The sequence below is a fragment of the Lacrimispora xylanolytica genome (genome assembly GCF_026723765.1).
GTDB classification, from domain to species: domain Bacteria; phylum Bacillota; class Clostridia; order Lachnospirales; family Lachnospiraceae; genus Lacrimispora; species Lacrimispora xylanolytica.
The window spans coordinates 2,443,756-2,459,427 of the sequence record NZ_CP113524.1 but is presented as its reverse complement, the minus strand read 5'-3'; the positions used below and the strand labels follow the sequence as shown (position 1 = coordinate 2,459,427).

16 protein-coding genes and 1 tRNA gene are annotated in these 15,672 nt (G+C 43.9%); 15 read left to right on the top strand and 2 right to left on the bottom strand.

Features of this window, described 5'->3' with window-relative positions; translation table 11 throughout:
* The first annotated feature begins 13 nt into the window (after positions 1-13).
* The 3 genes from OW255_RS11635 to OW255_RS11625 are packed head-to-tail and all read left to right on the top strand — an operon-like array spanning position 14 to position 3,285.
* Entirely contained in the window at positions 14-772 is a 759-nt protein-coding gene (locus OW255_RS11635; RefSeq protein ID WP_024835758.1) for a nucleotide-binding protein, read from the top strand.
* Positions 765-2,015 (top strand): nitrogenase component 1, encoded by a 1,251-nt coding sequence (locus OW255_RS11630; RefSeq protein ID WP_268114180.1) that lies wholly within the window; start codon positions 765-767, stop codon positions 2,013-2,015. Before OW255_RS11635 ends, OW255_RS11630 begins: the two co-directional genes overlap by 8 nt.
* Positions 2,016-2,040: 25 nt before the next feature.
* The gene (locus OW255_RS11625) at positions 2,041-3,285 is read left to right on the top strand and encodes a nitrogenase component 1 (protein ID WP_268114179.1); all 1,245 of its coding nucleotides are present in this window, start codon (positions 2,041-2,043) and stop codon (positions 3,283-3,285) included.
* Between the two features lie 124 nt (positions 3,286-3,409).
* On the opposite strand, the gene OW255_RS11620 is transcribed toward OW255_RS11625, so the two are convergent.
* Positions 3,410-3,492: transfer RNA gene (locus OW255_RS11620), tRNA-Leu, on the bottom strand.
* 133 nt (positions 3,493-3,625) lie between these two features.
* Between OW255_RS11620 and OW255_RS11615 the strand changes: the two genes are divergently transcribed.
* The 9 genes from OW255_RS11615 to OW255_RS11575 all read left to right on the top strand — a co-directional run bounded on the left by OW255_RS11615 (position 3,626) and on the right by OW255_RS11575 (position 11,828).
* Complete coding sequence (locus OW255_RS11615) at positions 3,626-3,973, top strand: anti-sigma factor family protein (RefSeq protein WP_024835760.1); 348 nt, start codon at positions 3,626-3,628, stop codon at positions 3,971-3,973.
* A gap of 11 nt (positions 3,974-3,984) precedes the next feature.
* Positions 3,985-6,528 (top strand): DNA polymerase I, encoded by a 2,544-nt coding sequence (polA, locus tag OW255_RS11610; protein WP_268114178.1) that lies wholly within the window; start codon positions 3,985-3,987, stop codon positions 6,526-6,528.
* A 17-nt stretch (positions 6,529-6,545) separates the two neighbouring features.
* A complete protein-coding gene (gene coaE, locus OW255_RS11605) occupies positions 6,546-7,139 on the top strand; it encodes a dephospho-CoA kinase (protein ID WP_024835762.1) in 594 nt (197 codons plus the stop codon).
* A complete protein-coding gene (locus OW255_RS11600) occupies positions 7,136-7,933 on the top strand; it encodes an MBL fold metallo-hydrolase (protein WP_024835763.1) in 798 nt (265 codons plus the stop codon). Before coaE ends, OW255_RS11600 begins: the two co-directional genes overlap by 4 nt.
* 17 nt (positions 7,934-7,950) lie before the next feature.
* Positions 7,951-8,223 carry an ACT domain-containing protein gene (locus OW255_RS11595; protein WP_024835764.1) on the top strand — a complete coding sequence of 91 codons (273 nt, stop codon included), beginning with the start codon at positions 7,951-7,953 and terminating at the stop codon, positions 8,221-8,223.
* 39 nt (positions 8,224-8,262) lie between these two features.
* Entirely contained in the window at positions 8,263-9,627 is a 1,365-nt protein-coding gene (locus OW255_RS11590) for a PFL family protein (protein WP_024835765.1), read from the top strand.
* Positions 9,628-9,688: 61 nt separating this feature from the next.
* Positions 9,689-10,861, top strand: coding sequence for a class I SAM-dependent methyltransferase (locus OW255_RS11585; RefSeq protein ID WP_024835766.1), 1,173 nt, complete (start codon positions 9,689-9,691; stop codon positions 10,859-10,861).
* Positions 10,862-10,939: 78 nt separating this feature from the next.
* Positions 10,940-11,284, top strand: a complete 345-nt coding sequence (locus OW255_RS11580; protein WP_024835767.1) for a phenylpyruvate tautomerase MIF-related protein — start codon at positions 10,940-10,942, stop codon at positions 11,282-11,284.
* Positions 11,285-11,318: 34 nt separating this feature from the next.
* Positions 11,319-11,828, top strand: a complete 510-nt coding sequence (locus tag OW255_RS11575) for an NUDIX hydrolase (RefSeq protein ID WP_035317591.1) — start codon at positions 11,319-11,321, stop codon at positions 11,826-11,828.
* On the opposite strand, the gene OW255_RS11570 is transcribed toward OW255_RS11575, so the two are convergent.
* Positions 11,823-13,085, bottom strand: coding sequence for a nucleotidyltransferase (locus OW255_RS11570; RefSeq protein ID WP_268114177.1), 1,263 nt, complete (start codon positions 13,083-13,085; stop codon positions 11,823-11,825). The genes OW255_RS11575 and OW255_RS11570 overlap by 6 nt on opposite strands.
* 163 nt (positions 13,086-13,248) lie before the next feature.
* On the opposite strand from OW255_RS11570, the gene pduL reads away from it, so the two are divergent.
* From pduL to OW255_RS11555, 3 genes are all read left to right on the top strand, one after another.
* Positions 13,249-13,818 carry a phosphate propanoyltransferase gene (gene pduL / locus OW255_RS11565; protein ID WP_024835770.1) on the top strand — a complete coding sequence of 190 codons (570 nt, stop codon included), beginning with the start codon at positions 13,249-13,251 and terminating at the stop codon, positions 13,816-13,818.
* 21 nt (positions 13,819-13,839) lie between these two features.
* Entirely contained in the window at positions 13,840-15,033 is a 1,194-nt protein-coding gene (locus OW255_RS11560; RefSeq protein WP_024835771.1) for an acetate/propionate family kinase, read from the top strand.
* A gap of 111 nt (positions 15,034-15,144) precedes the next feature.
* The gene (locus tag OW255_RS11555; RefSeq protein WP_024835772.1) at positions 15,145-15,672 is read left to right on the top strand and encodes a YceD family protein; all 528 of its coding nucleotides are present in this window, start codon (positions 15,145-15,147) and stop codon (positions 15,670-15,672) included.

The following is a 15,672-nucleotide window of genomic DNA, read 5'->3' as shown; positions in this document are numbered from 1 at the left end:
AGGCAGGAAGAAGATGAAAAAGATCGCAATTTACGGAAAAGGCGGAATTGGAAAATCCACCACAGTTTCAAATATATCGGCTGCAATGGCTGAAATGGGGAAAACCGTGCTGCAAATAGGCTGTGACCCAAAGGCGGATTCTACAAGGAACTTAACTGGCGGAAAAAATATTCCCACCGTACTGGATATTTTAAGAGACCAGGGAGATGCGGAGCTTGAGGATTTTGTGGTCAAAAGCAGTACTGGAGTGCTTTGCGTGGAAGCGGGTGGTCCCGTGCCAGGAATCGGCTGTGCTGGCAGAGGAATCATAACTGCGTTTGAAAAATTGGAAGAGTTAGAGGCCTATGATACATACCGGCCGGATGTAGTGCTTTATGACGTGCTTGGAGATGTGGTCTGCGGAGGATTTGCCATGCCCATTCGCGGCGGCTATGCGGATGAGGTGTGTATTGTAACCTCTGGGGAAATGATGTCCCTTTATGCGGCTTCGAATATTGCTCATGCGGTGAAAAGCTTTGGAAGCCGGGGCTACGCAAGTCTTCGGGGGCTTATATTAAATTCCAAGAATATTGAGCTGGAAGAGGAGCTGGTTAAAAAAGCAGCCTCTGAAATCGATGCCCCAATCCTTTACCGTCTGCCAAGAGATGGCGCCGTGCAACAGGCGGAGGCAGAAGGAAAGACTGTGATTGAGGCCTTGCCGGATTCTGATATGGCAGAGCATTACCGTTCTTTAGCAAGGCTGTTGCTGGAAGGAGGGCTTGAGGATGAATGAGCTAAAGCATCTAAAGAGGTTGTCTGCCGTTAAATCCAATGCTGGAATTAAATTTCTAACTCCAGCTGCCTTTCCCGGCAATCATTGCCCCATGCACACTGCATTGGCGCTGAGTTCCAATATTAAAGGAATGTCAACCCTATTAATCGGAACGGCAGAATGCGGCAATTACAGCCGCAGCATTATTGAGAAAAATAAGCCGGAGGATCATACCTTCCACTGGATGTATGTGCTGGATTCCAATGAGGTGGTCTTTGGATGCAGAAAGGGAGTCATGCAGGCTGTTAAGGAAATGGATGAAGCTGGAGCAAGGGCGATTATGCTGATTTCCACCTGTGTTCCCGAAGTCATAGGAGAGGATATGGAAGGAATCATTCGGGAGCTGCAGCCCCAAACAAAAGCCAGACTTAACTATGTGCAAATGCCTCATTTTAAATGCAACAGCTATCCTTCCGGTTTCTATAAAACGCTGGAGTCCTTTGGAGAGATGATGAAGCCTATTAAAAAACGCCCGGATGTGGTAAACATTCTGGGCAGAAGCAAAGAAGAGGACCATATTCCAATGCCAGAGCTTTTACAGGCACTGGAAACCAGAGAAATGACCCTTCGTTATCTGGCACCTAAATCTGATATCACAGATTTTGTCTCCGCACCAGACGGAGCGCTGAATCTCGTGCTTTCCCCTTATATGAATCCTCTTGCCAAACGGATGGAAAATCGTTTTGGAGTCCCCTTTGTCAGCGTTCATGAAGTCTATGACGTAGATGGTATTGACTATCTATATCATGACATTGCTTCAAAGTTAGGCATTCAGTGGGGAGACGGTTTTCTAAAATCAAGAAAGGCAGCTGCCCATTTGGAGGCAGAAGCAAAAGAAATGGTAAAAGGGCTCCGCTTTGTCTCGACCCATCGTAACACCTTAATGACACTGCCACTGGCTCATTATCTGTTAAGGCTGGGGATGGAGCCATTGCTGCTTCACATGGAAGAATATTATCCGGATGATAAAAAATGGTCTAATCTTCTTCTGGAACAAGGACAGAATCCCTATCTCTGCCATATGGTAAATGAACCCTCCGATGCAAGAATACTGGAGGTGATAAGCCCAGATGTTTCTTTTGGAGAGATACCTGGCGGAAATGGGATGATTCCTTGTGTCCCCCACTTAGATGAACTATACGGGCAGGCAGGTTATGAACGGACAGAATTATTATTAAAAAGACTGATAAACGCTTTCAAATAAACCAACAGGTAAGGAGATGATTGAAATGGGATTACATAGATTCAGGCCGCCTCTTTCCGGAAGAATGGGTACTTTGCGCACCCTTGGATCCATTCGGGGTGCAGCTCTGATTGAATATGGCTGTATGGGACATATGCTGTATAGCCGGGTGTTTTTAAATCAGGCTGGAGTGGCAGATGGGTGCAGGCTGTACTCGACGCACATTGACGAAACAGATATTTCCATGGGCGATACCAAGCGGCTTAACCGCACAATTGCTGAAATCGTAGAAAAAGATAAGCCGGAAATCATCTTTTTCCTTCCTTCTTCCGTTCCAACCGTCATTGGAACAGATTTAAATGCAATCTGCAAGGAACTGCAGCCAGAATATCCGGATATTCCTTTACTCCCATTTGGGGCAGGAGGCTTTCATGTCCATGGATACGAAGGGGTGGAAGAAGCCCTTCTTTTACTGGCGAAGGAGCTTCCAAAAGAAAGGGAAAAAACGACCCGGCCCAGCTTTAATATCATTGGGTCCTGCGCAGATATGTTTCGCTTTCAGTCAGATGCAGAAGAAATGGTGAGAATTCTTAAAGGAGCCTTTGGAATAGACCCGGTTTGCGTGATGACATCTCATACCTCGGCAAGCCAGGTAATGGATATGGGAGGAGCTCATATCAATATAGTGGTCAGAAGAGAAGGAGAAAAGGCGGCAAAATATTTAGAAAAGCGATTTGGCACACCCTATGTGATCGGCAGGCCTTATGGAATAGAAGGAACTCTTTCGTGGATTGCAAACATATCAAATATCCTGGGGGTGGAGGCAGACCATGACTTTGTGAACCAGGAAGCCAATAGAGCCAGGAATCATTTAAGACCTGCAATGCCTGTTTTAAACCATATGATTCGTTCCCACCCGGCTGAAGCTACGATTTCTCTGGGAGGTCACGCGGATATAGTAAAAGGAATTCTGGAATATGGTCATAAGGAGCTGTCTTTGTACCGGGGAGACTGCTGGTGTGATAGTCCGGACATGGGAGATGAGGATATACCATACTTCTTAGAGGAGGAATGGTCCAAAGCAGTGAAAAATCGAAAGAAAGGAATCTTCATGGGAAGTGGAGAAGCTTTAAAATGGGCAGGAAAAGGATTGGAACTTCAAATCAGCAATCCGGATGTCAGATGGAGACTAAGTCCTTATGATCCTCCTTTCGTTGGATTTCATGGAGCCATTCATTTGGCAGGATTATGGCTCAATGCTCTGTTAGAGCAGGAAGAGGAAGAAGAGTAATAAAAGAGGCGGCACCGGTAGGGTAAAATGGACCCATGGTTCCGCCTTTTTCATATATATTGACTTATAGAAGAAATAAAAAAAGAAACCGATATAAAACCGATTTCTTTTGCCCATACTAGAATGCCGATGGCCGGATTCGAACCGGCACGGAGAGTGTCCGCTGCATTTTGAGTGCAGTGCGTCTGCCAGTTCCGCCACATCGGCTCTCGTCTGCAACGATGATTATTTTATCACAGGAATTTCCATTTGGCAAGTGTTTTTTTGGATTATTAAATTGAAAATAGGCAAAATATATTGTATGATAGATGAAAGAAATTGTTAAGGAGGTGTCGGGATTTTGACATGCAAAGAAGCAGAGCGTCTCGTCATGCCATACATCAGAGATGAACTTACGGATGAAGAACTGAAGGAATTTCTGGAACATATGGAATCCTGTCCCGGCTGTCGTGATGAACTGGAAATTTATTTCACTGTTGAGGTGGGAATCAGACAGCTGGACTCCGAAACTGGGAACTATAATATAAAGGGTGCTCTTGAAGCTGCCATTGAGCAGTCAAGACAAAGGATACAGGCTATAAGGCTCATAAAAATAACAAGGTATTCTGTAGCAACCTTAAGTGTTATGGCATTGATAATTACGGTCCTCCTGCAATGCAGAATCTGGATGCAGCAGGGCTTACTATGATAGGAGAACAGATGAGCAGAAAACGAATTGTTTTAATAGATGGAAGCAGTATGGTAAAGGAAGCCTTTTACAGCCTTCCGGCTAATGGCGCAGGTGGAGTCAAAAGCCTGATGACAGGAATCCTGGAACGAAAGGAAGCTGATTATCTGGCCGTTGCCTTTTCTTTGACCGGTGCCAGCCAGTCCATGATAGAAAAGGAGATAACGATACAGGAAGAGCTTCTAAAAGGGATAGCACCATCCCTTAAGGCAGAGGTTCTTATAAAAGAAGGATATGAATCTGCGGATATTCTGGCTTCCCTGGCAAAGAAGTGCAGCAGCGAAGAGCGTGATATTACCATAATTACGAAAGATCAAAGACTTTTGCAGACGGCAGCAGAGCATGTGACAGTCCAGATTCCGGCTATGGGAGAAGAGGGACTTATTTTAAAGTCTTACCATCTTGAAACCATCCGGGAAGAGTATGGACTTGAGCCAGCGGGCCTGAAGGAAGTCTTTTCTCTTATAGCCGCTGACGGACTTGGAGAAAAAACCGCCTGTGGGCTGATCAGACAGTATGAAAACATCGCCGGTCTTTATGAACATCTGGAAAGCATGGAATCCCAGAGAATCAAAGAAATTTTAAAGACATTTGAAAACAGGATTCTTGAGGAGGAAAAGCGAATTTTTTTAAAGGAAGACTGCGATATAACCCTGGACGATACAAAATCAATATCCGAGGCTGAAATTCAGGAAATCATGGATATGGACTTTGTACCCGCAGAATTTCCGGATGATGAGAATCAATCAGAGAAGGAATCTTCTCCAACCACTAGCTTTCATGTGATTACTGATTTTTCAGAAGCGGAAGCAGTGTTTGGCAAAGGTATCTCAGCAGACCGTCTTGGCCTTCAGCTGATCATTGAAGATAAAGCAGTAATTGCGTTGTCTATATGTTATGGAGAGAAAGACTGCTATTGTATCCTTTCGGAAGGCTTATTAAGCGGAGACTATCTGGCTGGCAAGGCAGAGGAAATTTGTAAAAAGGCTGGACATGTTACGGTACTTGATTTAAAGAGCCAGCTTCCCTATTTAAAACTGGAGGCAGGAAGTCCGGTGTTTGATGCTGGAGTAGCGGGATATCTGTTAAACCCATTAAAGGATTCCTACAGCTACAAGGATCTTGCAGAGGATTACCTTAATATGACCGTTCCTTCCAGAATAGAGCTGATAGGAAAAGTCTCCATAAGTCGCACTCTTATTGATAACCGGGAGAATGGTGTCTCCTTTATCTGCTATATGTCTTATATTGCCTTCCTCTGTGGAGACCGTCTTTTAGAAGCTTTAAGAGAAGCGGAGATGGAGAAGCTCTTCCATGAAATAGAGATGCCTTTGATCTATAGCCTTTACTCCATGGAAACAGCCGGAATTCAGGTGGAGAGGGAACGGTTAAAGGAATACGGAGACCGGTTAAAGGTTCAGATCAAAGAGTTGGAACAGAAGATATATGAGGAGACAGGAGAGACCTTTAATATCAACTCCCCCAAGCAGCTTGGTGAGGTACTCTTTGACCATATGAAAATACCGGGAGGGAAAAAGACTAAAACTGGTTATTCCACAGCCGCCGATGTACTGGAAAAGCTTGCCCAGGATTATCCTGTGGTCACACTTATTCTGGACTACCGTCAGCTGACCAAATTAAATTCAACCTATGCCGACGGCCTGGCAGCTTATATCGGGCCAGACGGACGGATTCATGGAACATTTAATCAGACCATCACCGCAACGGGAAGAATCAGCAGTACAGAGCCAAATCTCCAGAACATACCGGTTCGAATGGAGCTTGGGCGAGAGATTCGTAAGGTCTTTGTTCCAAAAGAAGGCTGTGTGTTTGTGGATGCTGACTATTCCCAGATTGAGCTTCGGGTGCTGGCACATATGTCAGGAGATACCCGTCTCATCAATGCTTATAAGCAGGCGGAGGATATTCACGCCATCACTGCCTCAGAGGTGTTCCACATTCCTCTTAACGAAGTGACGTCGCTGCAAAGAAGAAATGCCAAGGCAGTAAATTTCGGAATTGTATACGGTATCAGCTCCTTTGGCTTAAGTGAAGGCTTAAGCATTACCAGAAAAGAAGCTTCCGAATATATAGAAAAATATTTTGAAACGTATCCAGGAGTGAAATCCTTCCTGGATGGGTTGGTAACAAAAGCAAAGGAAAGCGGCTATGCCGTCAGCATGTTTGGAAGACGGCGTCCGGTGCCTGAGTTGAAATCATCGAATTTTATGCAGCGGTCCTTTGGAGAACGAGTCGCTATGAACTCTCCCATACAGGGAACGGCAGCCGATATCATGAAGATAGCTATGATACGGGTAGATCAGGCACTAAAAAAACAGGGTCTTAAATCCCGAATCGTTCTTCAGGTTCATGATGAACTTCTGATTGAAGCCTATCAGGAAGAGCTGGAGAAAGTAAAGGAACTTTTAACAAATGAGATGATCCATGCGGCTGACTTAGAGGTATCCCTTGAGGTGGAAGCCAATGTGGGAGAATCCTGGTTTGACGCAAAGTAAGGAACTGGTGGCAACGCATGAGAGTAATTGGATTAACGGGAGGGGTAGGCGCAGGTAAGAGCCTGGTTCTTTCTATATTAGAGAATGAATATGGGGCAGAAGTGATAAAGGCAGATGAAGTGGCCAGGGAATTAATGGAACCTGGGAAGGAAGGATATGAACTCATTGTCACGGCTTTGGGAGATAGCATCTTAAAACCCGATGGCTCCATAGACCGAACGATTCTTTCCCAATGCATTTTTCGGGATGAGACAATCAGGAATGCAGTTGATAGAATTATTCATCCTCTTGTATGGAAATTCATAAAGGGTAAAATTTCTTCTTCCCAAGCGAAGCTTATTGTGGTAGAATTTGCAATTATGGGTGAAAAGGCGGATGTCGGTTATGATGAAATGTGGTATGTTTATGCATCGGAAGAGGTTCGAATCCGTCGGCTTTTAGAAAACAGGGGTTATGAAGAGGAACATTCAAAGCGAATAATGGCAAGCCAGGCAGCCGAGTCGGAATATCTGGCCCGTTGCGACCGGGTCATCAAAAATGATGGTTCCATGGAAGAAATCAGGGACCAGCTGGCGCAAATATTGAAAAACAGGGGACAGAAAGAATCATGAGACTGGTAAGCATAGCAAGCGGAAGCAGTGGTAACTGCATCTACGTAGGCTCTGACACCACCCATATCCTGGTGGATGCAGGCATAAGCAACAAACGGATTGAGCAGGGGTTAAATGAAATCGGTGTCAAGGGAAATGAGCTGACAGGAATTGTAATTACCCACGAGCATTCCGATCATACCAAGGGACTGGGAGTACTTGCCAGAAAGTACGGTGTTCCCATTTATGGAACAAAGGAAACTCTGGAGGAAATATCAAAGCAGAAGTATCTGGGAGAATATCCAAAGGAATTATTTTGTGCCATACGCCCGGACGTGGATTTCCAGGTAGGAGATCTTGATGTAAAGCCGTTTTCCATTGATCACGACGCGGCAAATCCAGTGGCTTACCGGGTGCAGCACGGACGCAAATCGGTAGCAGTAGCTACGGACATGGGCCATTATGACCAGTATATCATCGAACATCTCCAGGGGCTGGACGCTCTTCTTTTAGAATCCAACCATGATGTGAATATGCTGCAGGCAGGACCTTATCCCTATTATTTAAAACGCAGAATTCTGGGAGATCACGGACATCTGTCCAATGAGAATGCAGGCCGGCTGTTATGCTGTATTCTCCATGACAATTTAAAGAAGATTTTGCTGGGTCATTTAAGTAAGGAAAACAATTATGAGGAGCTGGCTTATGAAACAGTAAAGCTGGAAATTACAGAAGGCGATAACCCATTTCGGGCATCTGATTTTTCTATCACGGTAGCGAAAAGAGACCAGATGTCGGAAATTATCACTATATAATCAAAGAGGAGATCATTATGAACAAGACGATTATTACAGTAGTTGGAAAAGACACCGTTGGGATCATCGCAAAAATCTGTACATACCTGGCAGACAACCGGGTGAATATCCTGGATATTTCTCAGACCATCGTACAGGGATACTTCAATATGATGATGATTGTCGATATGGATGAATCTGCAAAGCCTTTTGGAGAGCTTGCTGATGAACTGGAGGGAATCGGTGACGAGATCGGCGTAAAGGTAAAATGCCAGAGAGAAGAGATATTTACTAAAATGCACCGTATCTAATGATAACTGCAAGGCTTAAGAAAAGGATGGGTTCCCGATATGTTAAATATGTTTGAAGTAAACGAGACCAATAAGATGATTGAACAGGAACTGCTTGATGTACGTACCATTACCATGGGTATCAGCCTTCTTGACTGCTGTGACAGCAATCTGGATGCAGTGAATGAAAAAATCTATCGCAAGATTACAACCGTAGCCAAGGACCTTGTTTCCGTAGGAAAAGAAATCGAGAAAGATTTCGCCATTCCCATTGTAAATAAGCGGATTTCAGTGACTCCCATTGCATTGGTAGGTGGTTCTGCCTGCAAAAAACCGGAAGATTTCGTAACCATTGCAAAGACATTAGACCGTGCAGCAAAAGAAGTGGGCGTTAATTTCATCGGCGGATATTCTGCACTGGTAAGCAAGGGAATGACAACCGCTGATGAGTACCTGATTCGTTCCATACCAAAGGCACTTGCCTGTACCGACCGTGTGTGCAGCTCCATTAATGTAGGCTCTACAAAGACAGGTATTAACATGGATGCCGTAGCTCTTATGGGTAAGATTGTATTGGAAACTGCGGAGGAAACAAAGGAAATTGACTCTCTTGGCTGCGCCAAGCTGGTGGTATTTTGCAATGCGCCGGATGACAATCCATTTATGGCGGGAGCGTTCCATGGGGTGACAGAAGCAGATGCCATCATCAATGTAGGTGTCAGCGGCCCTGGTGTTGTAAAGACTGCCATTGAGTCAGCCAGAGGACAGGACTTTGAGGTACTTTGCGAAACCATTAAAAAGACAGCATTTAAGATTACACGTGTTGGACAGCTGGTAGCTCAGGAAGCGTCCAAGCGTCTTAATATTCCATTTGGTATCATTGATCTTTCTCTTGCTCCGACTCCTGCCATTGGAGACAGTGTGGCTGAGATACTGGAAGAAATCGGTCTGGAGAGAGTGGGAGCTCCTGGAACAACAGCAGCTCTTGCACTTTTAAACGATCAGGTAAAAAAAGGCGGCGTTATGGCTTCTTCTTATGTTGGAGGATTAAGCGGCGCATTTATTCCGGTCAGCGAGGATCAGGGTATGATCGATGCGGTTGCTATGGGAGCCCTTAACTTAGAAAAGCTGGAAGCAATGACTTGTGTCTGCTCCGTTGGTCTTGATATGATCGCAATTCCTGGAGATACGCCTGCTTCTACCATTTCCGGAATCATCGCAGATGAATCTGCCATTGGTATGATCAACCAGAAGACAACTGCAGTCCGTATTATTCCGGTTGTTGGTAAGTCCGTAGGTGAGACGGTAGAATTCGGTGGACTCCTTGGATATGCACCCGTTATGCCGGTAAATAAGTACTCCTGTGAGAAGTTCGTAAACAGAGGCGGAAGAATCCCGGCTCCTATTCATAGCTTTAAAAATTAAGTTTCGATTGTATCAGCCAGAAGAAGGCATGAAACTGTAGAGAAAGGAATTACTTAGTTCAATGGAACAAAAGGAAAGAGAACATTTCATTCAAACTGTCCAGAAATATCTTGACGAGGCCCTGCTTCGCATTATAGTCAGCAATCCATCAGGAAAAGAGGGAGTTTCAAAGGTAAAGATACGTCCTCTCTTACTCAAAGGGACTTTGGTATTTCAGGCAGAGGAATTGGTGGGAAACCAGGCTTTCCACAAAAATCTTTCTGTCATAGAGTGTGCCGCTTATCTGGCTGATTTATTGGAAGACAAGCTTCGGCAAATGGAGCTTGATTCTAATAAAGGCCAGGTAAGGGTTCTGGTAAGTAAAAAAGGAACCTTAAGTATGAAGGAGAAAAGGCAGCAGCCAAAAATGGAGGCTGCCCCTTTCATACCAGAACATAACAGACAGAAAAGCTATATCTTACAAGAAGGAATCCCGGTTCCGTTTCTGGTGGATTTAGGTGTCATGACAGAGGAAGGCAAAATCGTCAGAACCAGATATGATAAGTTTCGTCAGATCAACCGTTTTTTAGAATTTATTGAAGATATTCTTCCAAGACTTCATTCAGACAGGGAAAATGTAATCATAGATTTCGGTTGTGGTAAATCCTATCTCACCTTTGCCATGTATTATTATCTTCATGAGTTAAAAGGATATCCCATTCGTATCATCGGATTGGATTTAAAGCAGACCGTTATAGATAAATGCAACCAGCTAAAGGAAGCATACGGATACCATAAGCTGAATTTCTATCATGGAGATATTGCCTCCTATGAAGGAGTCGAGCATGTAGATATGGTGGTGACTCTTCATGCCTGTGATACCGCTACGGATTATGCTCTTTATAAAGCAGTCCGCTGGGGGGCATCTGTGATTTTATCCGTTCCCTGCTGTCAGCATGAGATGAACCGCCAGCTAAAAAACGATCTGATGGCGCCAATTTACCAGTATGGGCTCATTAAAGAACGGACAGCAGCCCTTTATACGGATGCATTGCGTGCAGAAGTATTAGAAAACCAGGGATACCGGACCCAGATTCTTGAATTTATTGATATGGAACACACTCCTAAAAACATCTTGATCCGCGCCGTAAAGCAGGGAGGAAAGAAGGACAATCAAAAAGAGATCAAGGAAATTATGGAATCTCTTCACTGTGATTTGACCTTGCCAAGACTATTTGAAGAAAAAGAAGTGTAATGCTTTGAAAGATAGAAATTTCCTTAATTATATGATATAATCACGGAAAGGAAATTATATAAATGAAGGAGGAATATCATGCCGTTTATTAATTCAAAAGTGAATGTTCCCTTAACCGAAGAAGTAAAAGAAGCATTAAAAACGAAACTTGGCCAAGCAATCAGCCTGATTCCGGGAAAATCGGAAAACTGGCTCATGGTAAGCCTTGAGGATAACTGTTCTCTCTATTTTAAAGGGAAGAACAATACGAAGATGGCTTTTATCGAAGTAAAAATATTCGGACGTGCAGCAGAGCGTGATTATGAACGTCTGACAGAGGAAATCAGCAAGATTTACCGTGATACGGTTGGGATTGCTCAGGATAAGATATATATTAAATATGAAGAAGCAGAACATTGGGGCTGGAATGGAACAAACTTTTAACCATACTGATTGAGTTTTATGGCAGGAGGAATGGATGATGGAGCTTTGGGACGTTTATGATGAAGGCAGAAAAAAGACAGGGAAAACCCATGTGAGAGGGGTTCCCATGCCGGAGGGGGATTATCATCTTATATCAGATATCTGGGTTGTCAATGAATCCGGAAGAGTTTTAATCACCAGAAGGCATCCAAAGAAAACCTACGGCCTGATGTGGGAGTGCAGCGGAGGATCTGTACTGGCAGGAGAAACAAGCCTTCAGGGAGCGGTAAGGGAGCTATTGGAAGAAACGGGATTACTGGTAGGGGAGGATGAACTAAAACTGATCCATACCATCCAGTTTAAGGACCGGTTTGTAGATACTTATATTACCCGCCAGAAGGTTGCATGGAAGGATTTGGTCCTTCAGCCAGAGGAAGTGGTTGATGCTAAGTTTGTAACCTTTCAAGAACTTTTAGACATGTGGGAAGAAGGAATTGTTGTTCCCAAAACCCGGTTTCTTCTATATAAAGATGCCATTCACGCATTCCTTGTTCCGCCGTCATAAGATGACGACGGAACGAGTGAATTCATTCTTATTCTGAATATGATATTTGTTCTGAAGTACGGTCTGATATAAGTGGGAACAGTAAAAATCCTGCCGGAGCATGGAACTGGCTGCTTCTGAGAGTGTGAGTTCTGCGCCTGCTGTTTTCGTAATGAGAGGGATGCTCCCTCTCATTTTTATGTGCCCTAATAAGTCTTTTGAGTCCTTCCGAAACCCTAAAATTCTGGCATAGGGAGCGTAACCTAATTCTTTTCCTTCCTTTATCTGCTCCGTTGTGATCCCTAATATGATGTGGAGCAGCGCACGGCTGATTCTTGTATAGGTATACTGCTTGGTCTTTAAACTGCTTATTTTTTCTTCGAAAGGAAGAAAATCAGGCAGTTGCTTTTTTATTCGGGCAGCCAGCTCCCTGGAGACGTCGGCATACCTTTCCAGAGATGAGTCATCCATGGAGAGACGAAGGAGAGCTGCATTTAACAGGGGACTGAAATCATCTGGAAATACAGGCTGGCTGTTTTTTACTATCTGTCTTGCTGATTCAGGAATTTGCAGATAAAGAGAATTCGTATCCGTAATTCCACCTTCGTTTTCTTTCAGCAGAATTCGGATGCCAGTAGCTGAGCTATATTGGTCCGGGGTTACCAGAGGATCGTGATAGCCGCTTCCTGCTCTCTTGATGGTAAGAGGAGTCAGGCTGCTGTTTTGACGGTGGATCGCCTTACAGTATTCAATGCCAAGTATGTTATTGGGAGTCAGGAGAATCGAGGCATCTTCCTCGTCTAAGCTTTCGCAGGAGATGATTGCTTTGTTCCTTGCCTGAGGAAAGCTCAGCCCTTTTTTTAATTCCATGCGGAGTATTTGCTTATATTCCTCTGGTTCTTCGGCCAGAATGGATGCGATGTCTGAAAGCGTTTGAATCTCTCCGCATTCGCTGCCAAAGCAAACAGAATCTACAACTCCCAGACTACTGAGAAGGGCAATGCTGCAGGCAGCAAAGTCTTCGGCGCTGCTGGTGGCAAAGATAGATGGAAGTTCGATTACAAGATCAGCCCCGCAGGAAAGTGCCATGGTAGCGCGGGTATGTTTGTCGAATATGGCCGGGGCGCCTCTTTGAACGAAATCCCCGCTCATAACAACAATACAGTAATCTGCTTTTGATAATTCTTTGGCTTTTTTGATATGATATGCATGTCCATTGTGGAATGGATTGTATTCAGCAATGATGCCAACGGCACTGCAATGAGTATGGTTTGCCATGAAAATAGTCCTTTTTATGATATTTTATACTCTATTATGCTATTGTTTTGCAAAAAATGCAAATAATTTAAAGACAAGACTTGAAAATTTTGAGGAATGCTCATAGAATAGAGTGAGAGTTAATTTAAAAACTTTCAGGAAGAGAACAGGAGAATATCGAAACATGAAGTTTATTGTTGAAACATCAGCACGTCATGTACATTTATCTCAAGAAGATCTTGAGATTTTATTTGGTAAGGGATATGAACTCACAAAGAAGAAGGATTTATCCCAGCCAGGGCAGTTTGCCTGTGAAGAGAGAGTAGCGGTTGTTGGCTCCAAAGGTGAGTTCAAGGGCGTTTCTATCTTAGGACCCGTAAGAAAAGCAACTCAGGTAGAACTTTCCCTGACCGACGCTCGTTCCGTTGGAATTGCAGCTCCAGTAAAAGAATCCGGTGATATCGCTGGAAGCGGTGCCTGCAAGATCGTTGGACCAGCAGGTGAGATTGAACTTGCAGAAGGTGTTATCGCTGCAAAGCGTCACATTCATGCAACACCTGCAGATGCAGAACAGCTTGGCGTAAAGAACGGCGAGATCGTATCTGTAAAAATTGACACTGATGGCAGAAGCCTTGTTTTTGGAGATGTAGTTGTTCGTGTAAGCGAATCCTATGCTCTGGCTATGCATATTGACACCGATGAATCTAACGCAGCTGGCTGCGGTAGAGAGCAGTACGGCGAAATCGTTAAATAATCGAAGGAGAATTATATTTTTATGAAAATTTTAGTTATCAACTGTGGAAGTTCTTCCTTAAAGTATCAGCTGATCGATATGGAGAATGAGGGAGTTTTAGCAAAAGGTTTATGTGAGAGAATCGGTATCCCTGGTTCAAAGTTAGTTCATAAGGGTGAAGGAAAAGGCGAGATGGTAATCGAAGAAGATATGCCTAACCATACCTTAGCGATTGAGCACGTTATGAATGCGTTGGTTGATCCTCAATACGGCGTAATCAAAGATACAAGTGAAATCTCCGCAGTAGGACACAGAGTTCTCCATGCCGGAACCATCTATAGCGATTCTATCGTTGTAACAGAAGATGTAAAGAAAGTAGTACGTGACTGTTTCGATTTAGGACCTCTTCACAATCCTGCAAACTTAATGGGTATTGAAGCTTGTGAAGCTGCTATGCCAGGCGTTCCTAACGTAGCTGTATTTGATACAGCATTTGGTATGGGTATGCCAGAGAAGGCTGCTTTATATGCAATCCCTACAGAATATTATGAGAAATACAGCATTCGTCGTTACGGCTTCCATGGTACAAGCCACAGCTATGTATCTAAGGAAACCTTAAAGTTCTGTGGCCTTGATGAGAACAAGGGCAAAGTAATCGTATGCCATTTAGGCAACGGTGCAAGCATCTCTGCTTCCATCGGCGGCAAATGTGTAGATACCAGCATGGGTCTTACTCCATTAGAGGGACTTATCATGGGAACCAGAAGTGGTGATATTGATCCAGCGGTTGTACAGTTTATCTGTGACAAAGAAGGAAAGACTGTTACTGAAGTAATTGATATCTTAAACAAGAAATCCGGTATCCTTGGTATGTCCGGCGGCATCTCCAGCGATTTCCGTGATGTTCAGAAAGCTCAGGCAGAAGGAAACCACCTTGCTGATACAGCAATCAGTGCTTATGTATACCGTGTAGCTAAATACATCGGTTCTTATACAGCAGCAATGAACGGTGTTGATGCAATTGCATTTACTGCAGGCGTTGGCGAAAACGACAGAGCAATCAGAGCAGAAATCTGTTCCTATTTAGGATACCTTGGTGTTGAAATTGACGACGAAGCTAACAGCAAGAGAGGATTTGATAACATGATTTCCACACCGGAATCCAAGGTTAAGGTATGTGTAATTCCTACCAACGAAGAGCTTGCAATCGCAAGAGAAACAAAAGCTCTGGTATAATCCTGGACAGGGTGGTACATCCTAGTGATGTAACATCAAATATGGAAATATTTTGTTGACAAATAGTGCGCATCTATGTATAATTACATAGGTGCGTATTAGGAGACTAATATGCTTATTAATTTAACCGAGTTGTTTACCCTGGAAGGGAAAGAGAAAACTTATACGCCAGATATCGAGATGACAGTCTATCATGGGCCAAACGGTGATTATAAAGTAGCGGCTGAGAAACCAGTTACGCTGCGGATTATCAATCTGGGAGGCAAAAAGCTGGTAGTGGAAGGGAAAGCAGAGCTTACCCTTGTTATTCCATGTGACCGCTGCCTGGAACCTGTTCCAATTGATTTGGATTTTGATATCATCCGTACGATTGACTTAGGTGAATCAGAGGAAGAGCGTGAAGAAGATCTCGATGAACAACCATATGTTAGTGGTTATAATCTGGATGTAGACCAGTTGGTTTGTGATGAACTCATACTGAACCTGCCTATGAAGGTTCTCTGCAGTGAAGACTGTAAGGGGATTTGTAATAGATGTGGAACAAATCTCAATCGTGAGACTTGTGACTGCGATATTAGGCCTACAGACCCTAGAATGGCAGTCATCCAGGATATTTTTAAACAGTTTAAGGAGGTGTAA

Excerpts from the sequence above, each read along its gene's own strand:
- OW255_RS11635 (WP_024835758.1), top strand. The coding sequence starts at position 14 with ATGAAAAAGATCGCAATTTACGGAAAAGGCGGAATTGGAAAATCCACC.
- OW255_RS11630 (WP_268114180.1), top strand. The coding sequence starts at position 765 with ATGAATGAGCTAAAGCATCTAAAGAGGTTGTCTGCCGTTAAATCCAAT.
- OW255_RS11625 (WP_268114179.1), top strand. The coding sequence starts at position 2,041 with ATGGGATTACATAGATTCAGGCCGCCTCTTTCCGGAAGAATGGGTACT.
- polA (WP_268114178.1), top strand. The coding sequence starts at position 3,985 with ATGAGCAGAAAACGAATTGTTTTAATAGATGGAAGCAGTATGGTAAAG.
- coaE (WP_024835762.1), top strand. The coding sequence starts at position 6,546 with ATGAGAGTAATTGGATTAACGGGAGGGGTAGGCGCAGGTAAGAGCCTG.
- OW255_RS11600 (WP_024835763.1), top strand. The coding sequence starts at position 7,136 with ATGAGACTGGTAAGCATAGCAAGCGGAAGCAGTGGTAACTGCATCTAC.
- OW255_RS11595 (WP_024835764.1), top strand. The coding sequence starts at position 7,951 with ATGAACAAGACGATTATTACAGTAGTTGGAAAAGACACCGTTGGGATC.
- OW255_RS11590 (WP_024835765.1), top strand. The coding sequence starts at position 8,263 with ATGTTAAATATGTTTGAAGTAAACGAGACCAATAAGATGATTGAACAG.
- OW255_RS11585 (WP_024835766.1), top strand. The coding sequence starts at position 9,689 with ATGGAACAAAAGGAAAGAGAACATTTCATTCAAACTGTCCAGAAATAT.
- OW255_RS11580 (WP_024835767.1), top strand. The coding sequence starts at position 10,940 with ATGCCGTTTATTAATTCAAAAGTGAATGTTCCCTTAACCGAAGAAGTA.
- OW255_RS11575 (WP_035317591.1), top strand. The coding sequence starts at position 11,319 with ATGATGGAGCTTTGGGACGTTTATGATGAAGGCAGAAAAAAGACAGGG.
- OW255_RS11570 (WP_268114177.1), bottom strand. The coding sequence starts at position 13,085 with ATGGCAAACCATACTCATTGCAGTGCCGTTGGCATCATTGCTGAATAC.
- pduL (WP_024835770.1), top strand. The coding sequence starts at position 13,249 with ATGAAGTTTATTGTTGAAACATCAGCACGTCATGTACATTTATCTCAA.
- OW255_RS11560 (WP_024835771.1), top strand. The coding sequence starts at position 13,840 with ATGAAAATTTTAGTTATCAACTGTGGAAGTTCTTCCTTAAAGTATCAG.
- OW255_RS11555 (WP_024835772.1), top strand. The coding sequence starts at position 15,145 with ATGCTTATTAATTTAACCGAGTTGTTTACCCTGGAAGGGAAAGAGAAA.